This window comes from Serratia sp. CC22-02 (assembly GCF_900182895.1).
Taxonomy (GTDB): Bacteria; Pseudomonadota; Gammaproteobacteria; order Enterobacterales; family Enterobacteriaceae; genus Serratia; species Serratia nevei.
In genome coordinates this window covers 361,488-379,468 of the sequence record NZ_FXUD01000002.1, presented here as the reverse complement: position 1 = coordinate 379,468, position 17,981 = coordinate 361,488, and the positions used below count along the sequence as shown (strand labels likewise).

The 17,981-nt window shown below is 62.7% G+C and carries 17 protein-coding genes; 8 read left to right on the top strand and 9 right to left on the bottom strand.

Features of this window, described 5'->3' with window-relative positions; all coding sequences use genetic code 11:
• Positions 1–63: 63 nt before the first annotated feature.
• The 5 genes from QOL81_RS08605 to QOL81_RS08585 all read right to left on the bottom strand — a co-directional run bounded on the left by QOL81_RS08605 (position 64) and on the right by QOL81_RS08585 (position 4,582).
• On the bottom strand, positions 64–807 hold the full coding sequence (locus QOL81_RS08605) for a type 2 GTP cyclohydrolase I (RefSeq protein ID WP_283439781.1): 744 nt from the start codon (positions 805–807) through the stop codon (positions 64–66).
• An 18-nt stretch (positions 808–825) separates the two neighbouring features.
• Positions 826–1,806 carry an MBL fold metallo-hydrolase gene (locus tag QOL81_RS08600; protein WP_038877517.1) on the bottom strand — a complete coding sequence of 327 codons (981 nt, stop codon included), beginning with the start codon at positions 1,804–1,806 and terminating at the stop codon, positions 826–828.
• Positions 1,807–1,828: 22 nt separating this feature from the next.
• Complete coding sequence (phrB, locus tag QOL81_RS08595) at positions 1,829–3,259, bottom strand: deoxyribodipyrimidine photo-lyase (protein WP_159317749.1); 1,431 nt, start codon at positions 3,257–3,259, stop codon at positions 1,829–1,831.
• A gap of 15 nt (positions 3,260–3,274) precedes the next feature.
• Entirely contained in the window at positions 3,275–4,231 is a 957-nt protein-coding gene (locus tag QOL81_RS08590; protein WP_159317748.1) for a YbgA family protein, read from the bottom strand.
• 141 nt (positions 4,232–4,372) lie between these two features.
• Positions 4,373–4,582, bottom strand: a complete 210-nt coding sequence (locus QOL81_RS08585; protein WP_004939916.1) for a YbfA family protein — start codon at positions 4,580–4,582, stop codon at positions 4,373–4,375.
• Positions 4,583–5,023: 441 nt separating this feature from the next.
• Here QOL81_RS08585 and QOL81_RS08580 point away from each other — a divergent pair, with 441 nt between their 5' ends.
• The 6 genes from QOL81_RS08580 to kdpE all read left to right on the top strand — a co-directional run bounded on the left by QOL81_RS08580 (position 5,024) and on the right by kdpE (position 12,997).
• Complete coding sequence (locus tag QOL81_RS08580) at positions 5,024–5,113, top strand: K(+)-transporting ATPase subunit F (protein ID WP_016928742.1); 90 nt, start codon at positions 5,024–5,026, stop codon at positions 5,111–5,113.
• Positions 5,113–6,801, top strand: coding sequence for a potassium-transporting ATPase subunit KdpA (gene kdpA, locus QOL81_RS08575; RefSeq protein WP_283439780.1), 1,689 nt, complete (start codon positions 5,113–5,115; stop codon positions 6,799–6,801). Before QOL81_RS08580 ends, kdpA begins: the two co-directional genes overlap by 1 nt.
• A 26-nt stretch (positions 6,802–6,827) precedes the next feature.
• Positions 6,828–8,933, top strand: coding sequence for a potassium-transporting ATPase subunit KdpB (kdpB, locus tag QOL81_RS08570; protein WP_283439779.1), 2,106 nt, complete (start codon positions 6,828–6,830; stop codon positions 8,931–8,933).
• Positions 8,934–8,951: 18 nt separating this feature from the next.
• Positions 8,952–9,521: a potassium-transporting ATPase subunit KdpC gene (kdpC, locus tag QOL81_RS08565; protein ID WP_055311935.1), complete on the top strand. Its 570-nt coding sequence runs from the start codon at positions 8,952–8,954 to the stop codon at positions 9,519–9,521.
• A gap of 73 nt (positions 9,522–9,594) precedes the next feature.
• Positions 9,595–12,291, top strand: a complete 2,697-nt coding sequence (gene kdpD / locus QOL81_RS08560) for a two-component system sensor histidine kinase KdpD (protein WP_087763325.1) — start codon at positions 9,595–9,597, stop codon at positions 12,289–12,291.
• A 16-nt stretch (positions 12,292–12,307) separates the two neighbouring features.
• Positions 12,308–12,997, top strand: a complete 690-nt coding sequence (gene kdpE, locus QOL81_RS08555) for a two-component system response regulator KdpE (protein WP_038877506.1) — start codon at positions 12,308–12,310, stop codon at positions 12,995–12,997.
• 27 nt (positions 12,998–13,024) lie between these two features.
• Here kdpE and QOL81_RS08550 read toward each other — a convergent pair whose 3' ends face one another.
• From QOL81_RS08550 to seqA, 4 genes are all read right to left on the bottom strand, one after another.
• The gene (locus tag QOL81_RS08550; protein WP_038877504.1) at positions 13,025–13,324 is read right to left on the bottom strand and encodes a DUF3861 domain-containing protein; all 300 of its coding nucleotides are present in this window, start codon (positions 13,322–13,324) and stop codon (positions 13,025–13,027) included.
• Complete coding sequence (locus QOL81_RS08545; RefSeq protein ID WP_060423604.1) at positions 13,324–13,962, bottom strand: PadR family transcriptional regulator; 639 nt, start codon at positions 13,960–13,962, stop codon at positions 13,324–13,326. The genes QOL81_RS08550 and QOL81_RS08545 overlap by 1 nt, the downstream gene beginning before the upstream one ends.
• 191 nt (positions 13,963–14,153) lie before the next feature.
• Positions 14,154–15,797: a phosphoglucomutase (alpha-D-glucose-1,6-bisphosphate-dependent) gene (gene pgm / locus QOL81_RS08540; protein ID WP_055311938.1), complete on the bottom strand. Its 1,644-nt coding sequence runs from the start codon at positions 15,795–15,797 to the stop codon at positions 14,154–14,156.
• A 77-nt stretch (positions 15,798–15,874) separates the two neighbouring features.
• Entirely contained in the window at positions 15,875–16,417 is a 543-nt protein-coding gene (gene seqA / locus QOL81_RS08535; RefSeq protein ID WP_283439778.1) for a replication initiation negative regulator SeqA, read from the bottom strand.
• Positions 16,418–16,641: 224 nt separating this feature from the next.
• Between seqA and ybfF the strand changes: the two genes are divergently transcribed.
• Both ybfF and ybfE read left to right on the top strand, forming a co-directional pair.
• A complete protein-coding gene (ybfF, locus tag QOL81_RS08530; RefSeq protein WP_283439777.1) occupies positions 16,642–17,415 on the top strand; it encodes an esterase in 774 nt (257 codons plus the stop codon).
• A gap of 256 nt (positions 17,416–17,671) precedes the next feature.
• Positions 17,672–17,959, top strand: coding sequence for a LexA regulated protein (gene ybfE, locus QOL81_RS08525; protein ID WP_004939936.1), 288 nt, complete (start codon positions 17,672–17,674; stop codon positions 17,957–17,959).
• Positions 17,960–17,981: the final 22 nt, after the last annotated feature.

The window sequence follows — 17,981 nt, the reverse complement described above, 5'->3', positions numbered from 1 at the left end:
AAATAGCGCGGTAAAAGGATTCAGCCGGCGCACAGGCCGGGCTGGATCCGGGGAAGAAAAAAATCAGACGGGATTCGGGATATCGATAAAGGTCACATCAAAGCCGTGGTGCTGCGCCAGCCAGTCGCCCAACGCCTTCACGCCGCCGCGCTCGGTGGCGTGGTGGCCGGCGGCGAAGAAATGCACGCCCATTTCGCGCGCGCTGTGAATGGTCTGCTCAGACACTTCACCGCTGATGAACGCATCGACGCCGAAGCGCGCCGCGCTGTCGATAAAGCCCTGGCCGCCACCGGTGCACCAGGCCACCCGGCGAATGTGCTCAGGCGCGTTATCGCCGCAGTGCAGCACCGCACGCCCCAGCCGGCTTTCGATACGCTGCTGCAGCGCTTCGCCGGTCAGCGGCTGTTCAAATTCGCCGTGCGGCACCAGCGGCTCAACGTCGCCAATCACCCGAATGCCCAGCGCCTGCGCCAGCTGCGCATTGTTGCCCAGCACCGGATGCGCGTCCAGCGGCAGGTGGTAGCCGTACAGGTTGATGTCGTGGGTCAGCAGCGTTTTCAGGCGGTTGCGCTTCATGCCGCGCACCGCCGGCGCCTCGTTTTTCCAGAAATAGCCGTGGTGCACGATAATCGCGTCGGCCTGATGCGCCACCGCAGCGTCCAGCAGCGCCTGACAGGCGGTGACGCCGGTCACGATGCGCTGCACGTGCGGGCGGCCTTCTACCTGCAATCCGTTGGGGGCGTAGTCCTGAAACGCCGCGGCGTTCAGTTCCGTGTTGATCAGTTGTTCCAGATCGAGGTTACGCATTCTCTTCTCTCTTCATAGTCAAAATGTCTGCCGGTCGCCCTGCGCCATCAGGATAAATTTCACGCCCAGATCGTTGCCCTGCGCCAGCTGTTGCGCAATGGCGGCGCGCGTGTCTTCGCCCTGCTTCAGGCTGGGCTTGATGTGGCTGATCACCACCGGCAAACCGTTCAGCGAGCCATCGCCGCCGCTGTACTGTGTCAGGTTCTTCAGCTCCTTCAGCAGCCAGGCCGGCGTCAAATGGCCGTACAGATGTTTATCCTCCACCCCGTTAGGGTAAGAGGTTTCGATAATCATGCCCTTGAGCTTCTTCTGCTCGACAAGCGGCCCCAGCGCGCGCCAGACGGTATCGAGATCGCGCGACTGCTCGACCTTATCCGGCCCGGTATCGCCGAAGTAGGCGAAGAACTCGTTGCCGTTGGAAATCAGCAGCATCGACGACGGATAGCGATCGTGGCTGAGCGGGTACATCACGCCGGTCAATCCGGTCAGGCCGAGGGTAAACCGCTGCTGCGGCCGCACCGTTTGCAGCCGGTAGGTGCCCAGCCGCGAGCCGTTGCCGGCGTCGGTAAAGTTCGGCCACGCCTTCCAGTTGAAGTAGTGATTACGCAGGGTCAGTACGGTGTCCGCCTGGGCGTAAACGGTTTTTTTATTGTCCTCGGGTGAGCCGACGATCAGCCCCGCCACGTGGTCCAGGTGGCCGTGGCTGATAAAGTAGCTGCCGATCAACTGCCGGAACACATAGCCCTGTGGCGTGTAAGGCGCGGCCAGCTCGGGCGTCACCTGCGGGAAGCTGCCCTTCTCCAGCCCTTTGGCGATGCCCGGCAGCAGCGAACCGGCGTCCAGCGCCACATACCGCGGCTGATTGTCGCTGCGGATCAGGTAGGAGGTCAGATTGCCGTCGCTGACGCCGCCGTCGACGCCGAGCGCCACCACGTCAAAGCCGGCGATCGCCAGCGCCGAATAGCCGCTCAGGCACAGGGCCAGCACCTTTTTCATCATTGCGTCGCTCCTTGCAGTTGCCTCAAGACTCTCCCCGTTTTGCCGCCTCGAACGCCGCCAGCGTCTCCAGCCGGGCTTGCTTATGGTCGACGATCGGCAGCGGGTAGTTCAGCGTGCATCGCTGCTTTTCCGCCCAGCGATGGGGATGATGGATGTCATTGTCGGGCACATCCGCCAGTTCCGGCAACCATTTACGGATAAAAGTGCCTTGTGGATCAAAACGTTCACCCTGAGTCGTCGGATTGAAGATGCGGAAATACGGCGCGGCGTCGGTGCCGGTGGAGGCCGCCCACTGCCAGCCACCGTTGTTGGCCGCCAGATCCCCATCCAGCAGTTGCGACATGAAATAGCGCTCCCCGGCGCGCCAGTCGATCAGCAGATCCTTCACCAGAAAACTGGCGCTGATCATGCGCAGCCGGTTGTGCATCCAGCCGGTGGCGTTCAGCTGGCGCATGGCGGCATCGACGATCGGGTAGCCGGTCTCGCCCCGCTGCCAGGCCTGCAGCTTCGCCGCGTCATCGCACCAGCGCACCTTGTCCGTCCAGGCGATAAACGGCCGATGGCGGCACAGTTCGGGATAGGCCACCAGCAGATGGCGATAGAACTCGCGCCAAATCAGCTCGTTGAGCCAGGCGAAGGCGCCGCTTTCGCGATCTTCCAGCAGCTGCGGGCATTCGGCGCGCAGGCGGTTGAAGCACTGGCGCGGCGACAGCACGCCGATCGCCAGATAGGGCGACAGGCTACTGGTGCCGGCGAGGGCCGGCAGATCGCGCTGCCGGAGGTAATCCTGCACCTGCTCGCGGCAAAAGGCGCGCAGCCGCTGCAACGCGGCCTCCTCACCAACGGGATAGCCATCCCCGATGTCTGCCGTGGGATAATCAAACGCCGCCGGCACCTCAGGCATGGGTAATGCACCGCCGGCGCGGATCTTCGGCGCCGGCAGGCAACTCACGTCGGACTCGGTCAGGCGCTGAAGAAAGGCGTTGCGAAACGGCGTATAGACCTTGTACATCTCTCCGCCGCCGGTGAGCACGCTGCCCGGCGGCAACAGCAGGCTGTCATCGAAACCGTGGCACCTCACCCGGCCACTCAACCGCTGTTCCAGCCGCGCATCGCGCCGCCGTTCGTTCAGTTCGTACTGGCGATTGTAAAACAGCGCATCCACCTGCTCCCGCTCGCAATAGTCCGCCAACCAGTCAATCGACGCGGCAAAGTCCGCACAGGCATGGCAATGCAGCGCAATGCCCTTGTGCGCCAGCGCCTGCTGCACCGCCTGCAGGCTGGCGTGGATCAGCGCCGCCTGCCGCGGCGCCATCTCATGTTGCCGCCACTGCTGCGGCGTGGCGATAAACACCGCCAGCACCCGGGCTTCGGGATCGCTGCAGGCGGCGTGCAGCGCGTTGTTGTCGGTGATACGCAGATCGTTACGCAACCAGACCAGATGCGTGGTCATAAAACTCCTTGTCAATCAATGGCCGTAACGCAAACGCAGCGCCTCCGGATAAGGTTCGAAATAGCGTTGTTCCGCCAGATAGCGATCGGGGTATTCCGCCATGTAATGTTTGAGCAGCGCAATCGGCGCCAACAGCGGCTGCATGCCCTGCCGGTAGCGGTCGATCAGGTGCGCCAGCTCCTGGCGCTGCGCCGTACTGAGCTGACGGCGAAAATAGCCCTGCACGTGCATCAACACATTGGTGTGGTTGCGGCGCGTTGCCTTGTGCGCCAACAGCGCCATCAGGCGGCTACGGTATTCCACGGCGAAGGCCTCCAGCGAGTCCCAGCGGTGAATATCGGCGACGAAGCGCCCCAGCTCGCGATACGCCGGCTGCGAATGCGCCAGCAGCGACAGCTTATAGCGGCTGTGAAACGCGATCAGCCCGCCGCGGGTCAGCCCCTGACGCCACAGCATGTTCAGCTCGTACAGCGCATACACCCGTTCAATGAAGTTTTCCCGCAGTGCCGCGTCCTGCAATCGTCCATCCTCTTCGACCGGCAGCCACGGCATCTGGCGCAGCAGTTCGGCGGTAAACAGACCGACGCCGTTTTTACGCGAATCCTTGCCGTTTTCGCTGTAGACCCGCACCCGCTCCAGGCCGCAGCTCGGTGACTTGGCGCAGACGATATAGCCGCACAGATGCTGCAAGGCCGCCACGCGCTGCACGGAGAAGCTGCGCATCTCCTCGGTCAGATCCACGCCGGCGTCGTTGCTGTAGCGCATCGCCGGCCACGGCTGCGCCTGCTTCACCAGGCGCAGCGCCGGGCGCGGCGTGGGCAGGCCGATCGCCATTTCCGGGCAAACGGGCTCAAAGCGCACATAGGGCGCCAACTGTTCCACCGCAAAGGCCAGCCGCTTGTGGCCGCCGTCGAAACGCACCGTCTCGCCCAGTAAACAGGCGCTGATGCCGATAGGGATCTTGTCACTCATACCGCTCTCCCGTGTTGTTGGCCGATGAGGAAAGTGTAGAAGAATGGCTTGCCGAATACGACCTTGCGCTTGATAGAGGCGGCTATAGGCATAAAAAAACCCCCGCCGCAGGGCGAGGGTTTTTCGTGAATCGACAGTGGCTCAGTAGAAATCGCAGGACGCCAGTTCCGCCTGCTGCAGCCAGACCGGCTTATCGCTGGTTTTTGACCAGACGCGGTGCAGGTAGCTGTAAAAACGCCCGCGATCGCTGCGGAACAGCATCACCGGCAGGGCCAAAATGCCCGCGATAACCACTGCGCTGCGGCGCAGGAGAATCCGATGCAATGAATAAGCGTGATAGGTAGTAGACATGCGAACCTCCTTAAAAACGCCTGCCGTTGATTTGTCAGGGAAAACGGCGTCGGCGTATCAAATGAACAATCGGTAATTTGGTAACTGAGCAAAATTTTAGCGCACTTGATGAAAGTTTACTACTCATCCGACCACTAAATCGCACAAAAAATCGCTAATCGCCGCAGCGATCCGTAATTTTGTTACAGCCAAGTTAATTTTTAACTTACCATGGGTTACATTGTGGTTATTATCCGGGTGGTTATTTCCCGCTTACGCCCGTTCGCCCTGCCCCATCAGGGGCAATCTCTCCACCGGCCTGATAGTTGAAGCGCTGAATTTCCGCTGAAATTTCAGCCATTTTTATACTTTTTTTACACCCGCCCGCGCGATTTTTTCATCTTCTTTCTACCCCTCTCCCTACACTGCCTCTATCAAAAACAACACCTCTGGAGGTGTCCCGTGAGTTTCAGCGTTATTGGTGGTGCGCTGTTGGTTCTGCTGCTGTTGGCCTATTTGGTCTACGCCCTGTTTAACGCGGAGGATTTCTGATGGCGGCTTCAGCCTTTTTACTGATCGCCAGCTTCCTGCTGGTGCTTCTGCTGCTGGCCCGGCCGCTGGGCGGCTTTATGGCGCGCCTGATCGAAGGTGAGCCGCTGCCTGCGCTGCGCGGGGTAGAAGCCGGCGTCTGGCGCGCCTGCGGCATCCGCGCCACCGAGATGAACTGGTGGCAGTACGCGCTGGCGATCCTGGCGTTCAACCTGCTCGGCCTGGCGCTGTTGTTCGCCCTGCTGATGACGCAGGGCTCGCTGCCGCTCAACCCGCAAGGCTTCCCGGGCCTCTCCTGGGATCTGGCGCTTAACACCGCCGTCAGCTTCGTCACCAACACCAACTGGCAGGCCTACAGCGGCGAAAGCGCCCTCAGCTATTTCAGCCAGATGGCCGGGCTGGCAGTGCAGAACTTCGTCTCCGCCTCCACCGGCATCGCCGTGGCCTTTGCGCTGATCCGTGCCTTTACCCGCCGCGCCGGCAAGACCGTCGGCAACGCCTGGGCCGATCTGTTCCGCATCACGCTGTATGTGCTGCTGCCGATCGCGCTGCTGATCGCCCTGTTCTTCGTCAGCCAGGGCACGCTGCAAAACCTCCTGCCTTACCTGCACGTCACCACGCTCGAAGGCGCGCAGCAGACGCTGCCGATGGGGCCGGTGGCCTCGCAGGAAGCGATCAAGATGCTCGGCACCAACGGCGGCGGCTTCTTCGGCGCCAACTCGGCGCACCCGTTCGAGAACCCAACCGTGCTGACCAACTTCGTCCAGATGCTGGCCATCTTCCTGATCCCCTGCGCGCTGTGCTTCTCCTTCGGCCAGTTGGCCGGTGAAAACCGCCAGGGCCATGCGCTGATCTGGGCGATGGCGCTGATCTTCGTGGTGGCGGTGGTGGTGGTGATGTACGCCGAACTGGCAGGCAACCCGCACCTGAGCGCGCTGGGCGCCGACAGCAACATCAATATGGAAGGCAAAGAGTCGCGCTTCGGCATTCTTGCCACCAGCCTGTTCTCGGTGGTGACCACCGCCGCGTCCTGCGGGGCGGTTAACGCCATGCACGACTCCTTCACCGCGCTGGGTGGCATGGTGCCGATGTGGCTGATGCAGATCGGTGAGGTGGTGTTCGGCGGCGTCGGCTCCGGCCTGTACGGCATGCTGCTGTTCGTGCTGCTGACGGTGTTTATCGCCGGTCTGATGATCGGCCGCACCCCGGAATATCTGGGCAAGAAAGTCGACGTTTACGACATGAAGATGACCGCGCTGGCGATCCTGGTCACGCCGACGCTGGTGTTGCTGGGCAGCGCGCTGGCCATCGGCACCGATGCGGGCCGCGCCGGCATCCTCAACCCGGGTGCCCACGGCTTCAGCGAAGTGCTGTACGCCCTGTCCTCCGCCGCCAACAACAACGGCAGCGCCTTCGCCGGGTTGAGCGTCAATACGCCGTTCTACAACCTGCTGTTGGCCTTCGCCATGTTTGTCGGCCGCTTCGGGGCGATCCTGCCGGTGCTGGCGATCGCCGGTTCGCTGAGCGCCAAACAACGCCAACCGGCGGGCAACGGCACCCTGCCGACCTATGGGCCACTGTTTATCGGCCTGCTGATCGGCACCGTGTTGCTGGTGGGCGCGCTGACCTTCGTGCCGGCGCTGGCGCTGGGCCCGGTGGCCGAGCATTTGCAGCTTTGGTTGGCAAACTAACCGACGTCACAGAGAGAGAATAAGAGATGACTCGCAAACAACGCGCGCTGTTTGAACCGGCCCTGGTGCGCACCGCGCTGATCGATGCGGTGAAAAAACTGGACCCTCGCGTTCAATGGCGCAACCCGGTGATGTTCGTGGTGTATATCGGCAGCGTTCTGACCACCGCCATCTGGCTGGCGATCCTCACCGGCCAAACCGACGGCGCCGCCGCCTTTACCGGCAGCGTCTCCCTGTGGCTGTGGTTCACCGTGCTGTTCGCCAACTTCGCGGAAGCGCTGGCCGAAGGGCGTAGCAAGGCCCAGGCGGAAAGCCTGAAGGGCACCAAGAAAACCAGCTGGGCGAAAAAACTGGCCGGCCCGCGCCGCGACGGCGCCACGGAGAAAGTGGCCGGCCCGCGCCGCGACGGCGCCACGGAGAAAGTGGCCGCCGACAGCCTGCGCAAGGGCGATATCGTGCTGGTGGAAGCCGGCGACACCATCCCGTGCGACGGCGAAGTGCTGGAAGGCGGCGCCTCGGTAGATGAAAGCGCCATCACCGGTGAGTCCGCGCCGGTGATCCGCGAGTCCGGCGGCGACTTCTCCTCGGTCACCGGCGGCACCCGCGTGCTGTCCGACTGGCTGGTGGTGCAGTGCAGCGTCAACCCGGGGGAAACCTTCCTCGATCGCATGATCGCCATGGTGGAAGGCGCCAAACGCCGCAAAACGCCGAACGAGATCGCACTGACTATCCTGCTGGTGGCGCTGACCATCGTGTTCGTCCTGGCCACCGCCACCCTGTTCCCGTTCTCGCAATACAGCGTGGAAGCGGCCGGCAGCGGCAGCGTGGTCACCATCACCGTGCTGGTCGCGCTGCTGGTCTGTCTGATCCCCACCACCATCGGTGGCCTGCTGTCCGCCATCGGCGTGGCCGGGATGAGCCGCATGCTCGGCGCCAACGTGATCGCCACCAGCGGCCGCGCGGTGGAAGCCGCCGGCGATGTGGACGTGCTGCTGCTGGATAAAACCGGCACCATCACGCTGGGCAACCGCCAGGCTTCGGAGTTCCTGCCGGCACCGGGCGTGAAAGAGCAAGAGCTGGCGGATGCCGCGCAGCTGGCCTCGCTGGCGGACGAAACGCCGGAAGGCCGCAGCATCGTGGTGTTGGCCAAACAGCGATTCAACCTGCGCGAACGCGATCTGCAGGCGCTGAACGCCACCTTCGTGCCCTTCTCCGCCCAGACCCGCATGAGCGGCGTCAACGTGCAGGAGCGCATGATCCGCAAAGGCGCAGTGGATGCCATTCGCCGTCACGTCGAATCCAATCAGGGGCACTTCCCGCGGGCGGTGGACGATCTGGTGGAAAGCGTGGCGCGCACCGGCGGTACACCGCTGGTGGTGGCGGAAGGCGCCCGAGTGCTGGGCGTGGTGGCGCTGAAGGATATCGTCAAGGGCGGCATCAAGGAACGCTTCAATGAGCTGCGCAAGATGGGCATCAAAACGGTGATGATCACCGGCGATAACCCGCTGACCGCGGCGGCGATCGCCGCCGAAGCCGGGGTGGACGACTTCCTGTCGGAAGCCACGCCGGAAGCCAAGCTGGCGCTGATCCGCCAGTACCAGGCGGAAGGCCGCCTGGTGGCGATGACCGGCGACGGCACCAACGACGCCCCGGCGCTGGCGCAGGCCGATGTGGCGGTGGCGATGAACTCCGGCACCCAGGCCGCCAAAGAGGCGGGCAACATGGTCGATCTGGATTCCAACCCGACCAAGCTGATCGAAGTGGTGCACATCGGCAAACAGATGCTGATGACGCGCGGCTCGCTGACCACCTTCAGCATCGCCAACGACGTGGCCAAATACTTCGCCATCATTCCGGCGGCATTCGCGGCCACCTATCCACAGTTGAACGCACTGAACGTGATGCATCTGCATTCCCCGGCCTCCGCCATCATGTCGGCGGTGATCTTCAACGCCCTGGTGATCGTGTTCCTGATCCCGCTGGCGCTGAAAGGGGTGAGCTACAAACCGATGAGCGCCGCGGCCCTGCTGCGCCGCAACCTGTGGCTGTACGGGGTCGGCGGCCTGCTGGTGCCGTTCGTCGGCATCAAACTGATCGACCTGATCCTGGTCGCGCTGCACGTCGCCGGTTAACCATTGAGGGAAATGAACATGACTTATTTACGACCTGCGCTGGTGATGCTGATCCTGCTGACGCTGATCACCGGCATCGCCTATCCGCTGCTGACCACCGGGCTGGCGCAGCTGCTGTTTCCGGGTGCGGCCAACGGTTCGCTGCTGTACCGGGGCGACAAGGCGGTCGGCTCCGCGCTGATCGGCCAGAACTTCACGCGCGCCGACTATTTCTGGGGCCGCCCATCGGCCACCGGCGATTCGGCCTATAATCCACTGGCCTCTGCCGGCAGCAACCTGGCGGCCACCAACCCGGCACTGGATAAGGCTATCGCCGAGCGCGCAGCGCAGCTGCGCCAGGCCAACCCTGCGATGAGCGGCCCGATCCCGGTCGATCTGCTGACCGCCTCCGGCAGCGGGTTGGATCCGCAGATCTCGATCGCCGCCGCACAGTATCAGCTGGCACGAGTCGCGGCGGCGCGGCATCTGCCGCCGGAACAGATCGCCAAACTGATCGAAGATAACACCGATCGGGCCACGCCCAACTTCATGGGGGAATCGGTGGTGAACGTACTGAAGCTGAACCTGGCGTTGGATGCGTTGAAGTAACACGCCGTATTCAGCATAGTGATAGGGTTCGGCATGCCGAACCCCTTTTTGCTTGGTAACACAAGGAATTGTCATGGTCGAAGAAGAGCAGCAGCGCCCCGATCCCGATAGCCTGCTGGCGATGGCCAATGAAAAACCGCGCGGCCGATTGAAAGTATTCTTCGGCGCCTGCGCCGGCGTCGGCAAAACCTACGCCATGCTGCAGGAAGCCCAGCGTTTGCGCGCTCAGGGGCTGGACGTGCTGGTCGGCGTGGTGGAAACCCACGGCCGCAGCGAGACCGCCGCCCTGCTCGACGGCCTGACGCTGCTGCCGCAAAAACGCATCCAGCATCGCGGCCGGCTGGTGCATGAATTCGATCTCGACGCCGCGCTGGCGCGCCACCCGGCGCTGGTGCTGATGGATGAACTGGCGCACAGCAACGCTCACGGTTCGCGCCACCCCAAACGCTGGCAGGATGTGGAAGAGCTGCTGGATGCCGGCATCGACGTGCTGACAACCGTCAACGTACAGCATCTGGAAAGCCTGAACGACGTAGTGGGCGGCGTGACCGGCGTGCGGGTGCGTGAAACGGTGCCCGACCACGTGTTTGACGAGGCCAGCGAAGTGGTGCTGGTCGATCTGCCACCGGACGATCTGCGCCGGCGGCTGCACGAAGGCAAAGTGTATATTCCCGGCCAGGCCGAGCGCGCCATCGAGCACTTCTTCCGCAAAGGCAACCTGATCGCCCTGCGCGAGCTGGCGCTGCGCCGCACCGCCGATCGGGTCGATGACCAGATGCGCGAGTTTCGCGACACCCAGGGGCGCGAGAAAGTGTGGCACACCCGCGACAGCATTCTGCTGTGCGTCGGCCACAACAGCGGCAACGAAAAGCTGGTGCGCATCGCCGCCCGGCTGGCGGCGCGGCTCGGCTGCCACTGGCATGCGGTCTATGTGGAAACCCCCAAGCTGCACCGGCTGCCGGAAAACCAGCGCCGCGCCATTCTGCGCGCGCTGCGGCTGGCGCAGGAACTGGGGGCAGAAACCGCCACGCTGGCCGATCCGTCCGAAGAGCGCGCGGTGCTGCGCTATGCCCGCGAGCATAACCTCGGCAAAATCATCATCGGCCGCCGCAGCGAGCAGCGCTGGAAGCTGCGCGGCAGCTTCGCCGATCGCCTCGGCCGGCTGGGCCCGGATCTCGATCTGGTGATCGTGGCGCTGGAGAGCGACACCGCACAACCGCCGCCGGGCAAGGAGCACGACGGCCGCAGCTTCAATGATAAATGGCGCATGCAGCTGCGCGGTTGCGTGGTCGCGGTGGCGCTGTGCGCGCTGATTACCCTGCTCTCGCAGTGGCTGCTGCCGGGCTTCGATCAGGCCAACCTGGTGATGGTTTATCTGCTCGGCGTGGCGATCGTCGCGCTGTTCTTCGGCCGCTGGCCGTCGGTGCTGGCGGCGGTGATCAACGTCGCCAGTTTCGATCTGTTCTTCGTCCAGCCCGAATGGTCGTTCGCCGTCAGCGACATGCAGTATCTGCTGACCTTCGGCGTGATGCTCGCCGTCGGCATCATCATCGGCAACCTGACCGCCGGGGTGCGTTATCAGGCCCGGGTGGCGCGCTACCGCGAGCAGCGGGCGCGCCACCTGTACGAAATGTCGCGCGGGCTGAGCCGCGCGCTGACCGTGGCCGACATCGCCAACACCAGCCGCCACTTCCTCTCCAGCAGTTTCCAGGCGAAAACCGTGCTGCTGCTGCCGCAGGAAGACGGCCGCCTGCAACAGATGGTCGGCGAGGAAGGCGGGCTGCTGTCGGTAGACGAGGCCATCGCGCGCTGGAGCTTCGACAAAGGCCTGCCGGCCGGCGCCGGCACCGACACCCTGCCCGGCGTGCCTTACCAGCTGCTGCCGCTCAATACCCCCAAGCAGACCTTCGGCCTGCTGGCGATCGAACCCAACAACCTGCGCCAGCTGATGGTGCCGGAACAGCAGCGGCTGCTGCAGACCTTCGCGGTGCTGATCGCCAGTGCGCTGGAGCGGCTGCACCTGGCGCGCAGCGCCGAAGAAGCCAAGCTGGACGCCGAGCGCGAACAGCTGCGCAACTCGTTGCTGGCGGCGCTGTCGCACGATCTGCGCACGCCGCTGACCGTGCTGTTCGGCCAGGCGGAAATTCTCACTCTGGACCTGGCGGCCGAAGGCTCCAATCACGCCACCCAGGCCAGCCAGATCCGCCAGCAGGTGCTGAGCACCACCCGGCTGGTGAACAACCTGCTGGATATGGCGCGCATCCAGTCCGGCGGTTTCAGCCTGCGCAAAGAGTGGCAGTCGCTGGAAGAGATCGTCGGCGCCTCGCTGCACATGCTGGAGCCGCTGCTCAGCCAGCATCCTATCGTGGTCGAACTGCCGCCGGAACAGATCCTGGTCAACTGCGACGGCAGCCTGCTGGAGCGGGTGTTCACCAACCTGTTGGAAAACGCCAATAAATACGCCGGCGCCGAGGCCACCATCGGCATTCGCGCCCGCACGCTGCCCGAGTGGCTGGAAGTCGAGGTCTGGGATAACGGCCCCGGCATCCCCGCCGATCAGCTGCAGCTGATTTTCGACAAGTTTTCACGCGGCAATAAAGAGTCGGCAATCCCCGGCGTCGGCTTGGGGTTAGCGATTTGCCGTGCCATTATTGAAGTGCATGATGGCCGCATCTGGGCGGAAAACGGCGCCAACGGCGGCGCCAGCTTCCGCTTCGTGCTGCCGCTGGAAAAACCGCCCGAGATCGACGGCGACGCCTTCGATCTGTAATCAACGCAGGGGAAACGTGAGCATAACGCCAACCAACATTCTGATTGTTGAAGATGAAAAAGAGATCCGCCGCTTCGTGCGCACCGCACTGGAGAGCGAAGGCCTGCGGGTATTTGAAAGTGAAACGCTGCAGCGTGGGTTGATTGAAGCCGGCACGCGCAAACCGGATCTGATCATTCTTGATTTGGGCTTGCCGGACGGCGACGGGCTGAGCTACATCCGCGATCTGCGGCAGTGGAGCGCCATTCCGGTGATCGTGCTGTCGGCGCGCAACGCCGAAGAGGACAAAATCGCCGCGCTGGACGCCGGCGCCGACGACTACCTCAGCAAACCGTTCGGCATCGGCGAGCTGCTGGCGCGGGTACGGGTCGCACTGCGTCGCCACTCCGCCAGCCAACAGGAAAGCCCGCTGATAAGCTTTTCGGAAATCACCGTCGATCTGGTGAATCGCCGGGTACTGCGCAACGACGAAGATCTGCATCTGACGCCGATCGAGTTTCGCCTGTTGGCGGAGCTGCTGGCCAACGCCGGCAAAGTGATCACCCAACGCCAACTGTTGAGCCACGTCTGGGGGCCGAACTACGTGGAGCACAGCCACTATCTGCGCATCTACATGGGCCACCTGCGGCAGAAGCTCGAAGCCGATCCGGCCCGGCCCAAACACCTGCTGACCGAAACCGGCGTCGGCTATCGCTTCATGCCTTAACCCCGGCGGGCGCGGTTTGCCGCGCCTTTACGCCGCCGGCCCCTTCTTCAATCCGACCATAAATTCTTTAAACGCATCGCGCAGCGGAGCGAACACCGGGTGTTTGCGGTTTTCGATCATCACTTCGGAGAACAGCTTCAAGCCTACGGCGAAGGCCGCGCTCTGCTCGGGGCCGAAGTTCAGATCGTCACGCGCCCGGATGCGTTCGACGATATCGAGAATATCGTCGTGGTTGGTCACTTCAAAACTCAGCGGCGCTTTCTCGACGGGATTGCCCTGGCGATCGCTCAGGGCTTCAACGGTAATAGTAAAACGGTGGCCGGGCATCAGTTCTTCTCCTGCTGCGTGGGTTGAATATGCATTTCGCTTTCGATCGCCGCCACGGCGGTCAGCAACGCGGCGTTGATGCGCTCCACCTGCTGCGGCGTGAGATCGGCGCGCATCACGTTGCCGCGCAGCAGGCTGCGCAGGCGGTTCATGGCGTCGTAGATGCCTTCCGCCAGATTGCCGTGCCGATGATGCTCGCGGCCGGCGCCCGCCAGACGCGCCAGAATGACGTCAACCACCTGTTGATGCTTTTGCAGCTCGCCCTCGCCCGCGGCGGTGATGCGGTAGCTTTTGCGGCCGTTGCCGGTGGTGAGCGGCTCAAGGAAATCCTGCTCTTCCAGCAGCGTCAGCGTGGGGTAAATCACCCCCGGGCTCGGCACGTACAGGCCGGATGACGCCTCCTCAATCGCCTTGATCAGCTCATAGCCGTGGCTGGGCTTGCGCGCCACCAGCGCCAGCAGTACCAGACGCAGATCGCCGTGCTCGAACAGACGGTGACGCCCGCCCCGGCCGCCGCGCCCACCCCGGCCGTGCTCTTCGCCTTCGCCGCCGAAGTGATGGCGTCCACCGCGATGACGGCGGCCCTCTTCGCATTCATGATGGTGGTGATGCCGGTGTAAACCTAATCGATGAAACATAGGGTGATACCTCGCTTTAACAGTGAACATCAATACGAGGTTGTTTAGATATATCTAAACAGCGTCGATGACGCTAATCTAGATCGATATATCTAAATGCGCAAGCGTGCGCCGGTAAAAAGATATATCTAAATTGCAGGCATAAAAAAAGCGCTGTAAAAACAGCGCTTTTTATCAATCAAGAAAAGCGATTACTTGGCGGAGGCCAGCACTTCGCTGACGATCTCGACCGCTTCGTGCTCGATTTTCTCGCGGTGTTCCGCCCCGAGGAAGCTCTCGCAGTAGATCTTGTATGCGTCTTCGGTACCGGAAGGACGGGCCGCGAACCAGCCGTTGTCGGTCATCACTTTCAGGCCGCCAATCGACGCGCCGTTGCCCGGTGCCGCAGTCAGACGGGCGGTGATCGGGTCGCCCGCCAGGGTATTGGCCTTGACCATCTCCGGCGACAGCTTGGACAGCGCCGCTTTTTGCGCCGCAGTCGCTGGCGCCTGGATGCGGTTGTAGCTTGGCGCACCGAAGCGTTTGGCCAGATCGTCATAGTGATGCTGCGGGTTTTCACCGGTTACCGCGGTGATTTCAGCCGCCAGCAGGCACATGATGATACCGTCTTTGTCCGTCGACCACGGTTTGCCGTTGAAGCGCAGGAACGAGGCCCCGGCGCTCTCTTCGCCGCCGAAGCCCAGGCTGCCGTCGAACAGGCCGTCCACGAACCACTTGAAGCCGACCGGCACTTCCACCAGCTTGCGGCCCAGGTCGGCCACCACGCGGTCGATCATCGCGCTGGACACCAGCGTTTTACCGACTGCGACATCGGCGCCCCACTGTGGGCGATGCTGGAACAGGTAGTTGATGGCTACCGCCAGATAGTGGTTCGGGTTCATCAGGCCCTTCGGCGTGACGATGCCATGGCGGTCGTAATCCGGATCGTTGGCGAACGCCAGATCGAATTTGTCGCGCAGTGCCAGCAGGCCGGCCATCGCCGACTCGGACGAACAGTCCATGCGGATGATGCCGTCGTGGTCCAGGTGCATAAAGCGGAAGGTCTGATCGATGGAATCGTTCACCAGCGTCAGATCCAGCTTGTAGTGCTCCGCCACGCGCTGCCAATAGGCGATGCCGGAACCGCCAAGCGGATCCACGCCCAGTTTCAGGCCGGCGCGTTGGATGGCCGGCATGTCGACCACCTCAACCAGGCCTTCGACATAAGGCTGCACCAGGTCTTTGGCGTGCAGGTGGCCGCTGTTCCAGGCCTTGTCCAGCGACTGGCGCTGAACGCCTTTCAACTGTTGCGCCAGCAGTTCGTTGGCGCGCTTTTCGATCACCGACGTCAGGTTGGTGTCGGCCGGGCCGCCGTTCGGCGGGTTGTACTTGATGCCGCCGTCTTCCGGTGGGTTATGGGACGGCGTAATAACGATGCCGTCGGCCTGCGCGCCGCCGCGGCGGTTGTGGCACAGAATGGCGTGCGATACCGCCGGCGTTGGCGTGAAGCCGTTGTTTTCCTGCACGATCACATCGACGCCGTTGGCGGTCAGCACTTCCAGCACGGAAATGAAGGCCGGCTCGGACAGCGCATGGGTGTCTTTGCCCACGTAGCACGGGCCGGTGGTGCCCTGCTGATGACGAACTTCGGCGATCGCCTGAGCGATGGCGAGGATGTGCGCTTCGTTGAAGCTGTGGCGCTGCGCGCTGCCGCGGTGGCCGGAGGTGCCAAACTTCACCGCATGTGCGGGATTGCCGGCTTCCGGTTGCAGCACATAGTACTGCGACGTCAGCTGGGCTACGTTGATCAGATCGCTTTGGCGGGCGGGCTGCCCGGCACGTGGATTATTCGCCATCGACATATCTCCCTCATCCCTGTCGGTGACCGGGCAAATACGTCGCGCACGGCCATCATGACGGGCTGTTCGCTAAATTAGACGGTACCGCAAACTTTCTCGATCAGTTCCGCCGGGAACTGCATGGCCTGCATGATGTGTTCGATCATGCTGCGTTTGCGGCCGGTATTGGTATTGGTGATCACCCAGTAAGGGGTGCCCGGTACATGCTTCGGCTTGGTATGCGTGCCGTTGGCCAGCAGGGTCTGCTGATCGCCGGCGAAATAGGTGCGGGTACGGCCGGTCAACGCCTCGGTGGCGGCGGCGAAACCGGCGGCATCGAGGGTATACAGCGTGGACAGCACCAGCATGAAACGGTTGACCGCTTTGTTCTGCTCGGCATATTCATCCGACAACAGCAGCTCGCGCATGGCGCGCACGCGATCGCGCGGACGCTGCGCCGGCGCCGTTTTTTCCAGCTCGACGGACTGCGGCGCACTGGTGGCAGGCAACGCGCGCACCGGTTGCCCGGCGGTGAATTTCAACATGCGGCGTAAAATATCGGACGCGCTTTCACCGATGTGTTGCGTGTGGCTGGCAATATAACGGTAAAGCTCTTCGTCGACTTCAATAGTTTTCATCTTTATCCAATACTGTTTTTTCTACTTAGAACCTGAAGCCAGATCCTGCATTCAAGCCATGGGATTATAAGGTTAAAAGCGCTGGGGCGAACACAACAATGTGCCTCCGGACGGAAAATGCAGACTAATACCTATAGCCGGCACTGCCAAGCCCGCGCCGCGAAAATTCCGCATGATTCATCGTGCGATTCAATCATGATACCCTAATCTGAATCTCTCTCAGTATGAACTTCGCCATGAAATTACATTATCAACTGCTGGCCGCCGAGTCAGACGCGCTGCCGGTGCTGCTGATCCACGGGCTGTTCGGCAATCTGGACAACCTGGGCGTGCTGGCGCGCGATCTGCATAAACAGCACACGGTGATCAAGGTCGATCTGCGCAACCACGGCCTCTCCCCGCGCGCCGACGACATGAACTACCCCGCCATGGCGCAGGATCTGCTGGCGCTGCTCGACGAACTGCAGCTGGAAAAAGCGATCGTCATCGGCCATTCGATGGGCGGCAAAGCGGCGATGGCGCTCACCGCCATCGCGCCCGAGCGCGTCGCCAGGCTGATCGTCATCGACGTCGCGCCGGTGAATTACCAGACCCGCCGCCACGACGAGATCTTCGCCGCGCTGAAGGCCGTCAGCGCCGCCGGCATCACCCAGCGCCAGGCGGCCGCCCAGCTGATGCGCGACTACCTGCAGGAAGAAGGCGTGATCCAGTTCCTGCTGAAGTCCTTCCACAACGGCGAATGGCGCTTCAACCTGCCGGTGCTGATCGACCGCTACGAAGACATCACCGGCTGGCAGGAAGTCCCGGCCTGGCCGCATCCGACCCTGTTCATTCGCGGCGGCCTGTCGCCGTACGTGCAGGACAGCTACCGTGCGGACATCGCCCGCCAGTTCCCGCAGGCCCGCGCGCACGTCGTCGCCGGCACCGGCCATTGGGTGCACGCCGAAAAACCGGAAGCGGTGCTGCGCGCCATTCACCGTTTCCTCGACGAAGCCTGAAAAACGCACTCACCTGGCGAAAAAACGCGCTAAAGATAACGGCTTAGCGCGTTTAGCCCGCAGTTAGGCATTGTCGTCGCTCCATCTGCTGGGGTAATATGGCGCGCTATAATTTTGCCACCGCGCCAGCGCGTTCGCGAACGCCGGTTCGGGGGTGAATTTGGGTTAGGGTTTATTGGCCCGAAGTGTGTTAACCGATGCCTCCGGAAGCGTGCGAGCGCTTTTTGATGCAAACTCCCTTGCAGTACCGCTACCTATGGCAAAAGAACAAACGGATCGCACGACGCTGGATCTGTTCGCAGATGAACGCCGTCCGGGGCGCCCGAAAACCAACCCGCTTTCCCGCGATGAACAGCTTAGAATCAATAAGCGCAATCAGTTACGGCGCGATAAAGTGCGTGGATTGCGGCGCGTAGAGCTGAAAATCAACGCGGATGCGGTGGACGCCCTGAACAAACTGGCGGAACAGCGCAACATCAGCCGCAGCGAACTCATCGAGCAGATGCTGTTGGCACAACTGGCGGAAGAACAGCCGGAACATTGATCTCTTCGGCCGCACGCGCGGC

Coding starts and splice junctions, on each gene's coding strand:
- ybfE (WP_004939936.1), top strand. CDS start 17,672: ATGGCAAAAGAACAAACGGATCGCACGACGCTGGATCTGTTCGCAGAT.
- kdpD (WP_087763325.1), top strand. CDS start 9,595: ATGGTCGAAGAAGAGCAGCAGCGCCCCGATCCCGATAGCCTGCTGGCG.
- QOL81_RS08550 (WP_038877504.1), bottom strand. CDS start 13,324: ATGCCCGGCCACCGTTTTACTATTACCGTTGAAGCCCTGAGCGATCGC.
- phrB (WP_159317749.1), bottom strand. CDS start 3,259: ATGACCACGCATCTGGTCTGGTTGCGTAACGATCTGCGTATCACCGAC.
- ybfF (WP_283439777.1), top strand. CDS start 16,642: ATGAACTTCGCCATGAAATTACATTATCAACTGCTGGCCGCCGAGTCA.
- QOL81_RS08600 (WP_038877517.1), bottom strand. CDS start 1,806: ATGATGAAAAAGGTGCTGGCCCTGTGCCTGAGCGGCTATTCGGCGCTG.
- pgm (WP_055311938.1), bottom strand. CDS start 15,797: ATGGCGAATAATCCACGTGCCGGGCAGCCCGCCCGCCAAAGCGATCTG.
- QOL81_RS08585 (WP_004939916.1), bottom strand. CDS start 4,582: ATGTCTACTACCTATCACGCTTATTCATTGCATCGGATTCTCCTGCGC.
- kdpB (WP_283439779.1), top strand. CDS start 6,828: ATGACTCGCAAACAACGCGCGCTGTTTGAACCGGCCCTGGTGCGCACC.
- QOL81_RS08590 (WP_159317748.1), bottom strand. CDS start 4,231: ATGAGTGACAAGATCCCTATCGGCATCAGCGCCTGTTTACTGGGCGAG.
- QOL81_RS08605 (WP_283439781.1), bottom strand. CDS start 807: ATGCGTAACCTCGATCTGGAACAACTGATCAACACGGAACTGAACGCC.
- kdpA (WP_283439780.1), top strand. CDS start 5,113: ATGGCGGCTTCAGCCTTTTTACTGATCGCCAGCTTCCTGCTGGTGCTT.
- kdpC (WP_055311935.1), top strand. CDS start 8,952: ATGACTTATTTACGACCTGCGCTGGTGATGCTGATCCTGCTGACGCTG.
- seqA (WP_283439778.1), bottom strand. CDS start 16,417: ATGAAAACTATTGAAGTCGACGAAGAGCTTTACCGTTATATTGCCAGC.
- QOL81_RS08545 (WP_060423604.1), bottom strand. CDS start 13,962: ATGTTTCATCGATTAGGTTTACACCGGCATCACCACCATCATGAATGC.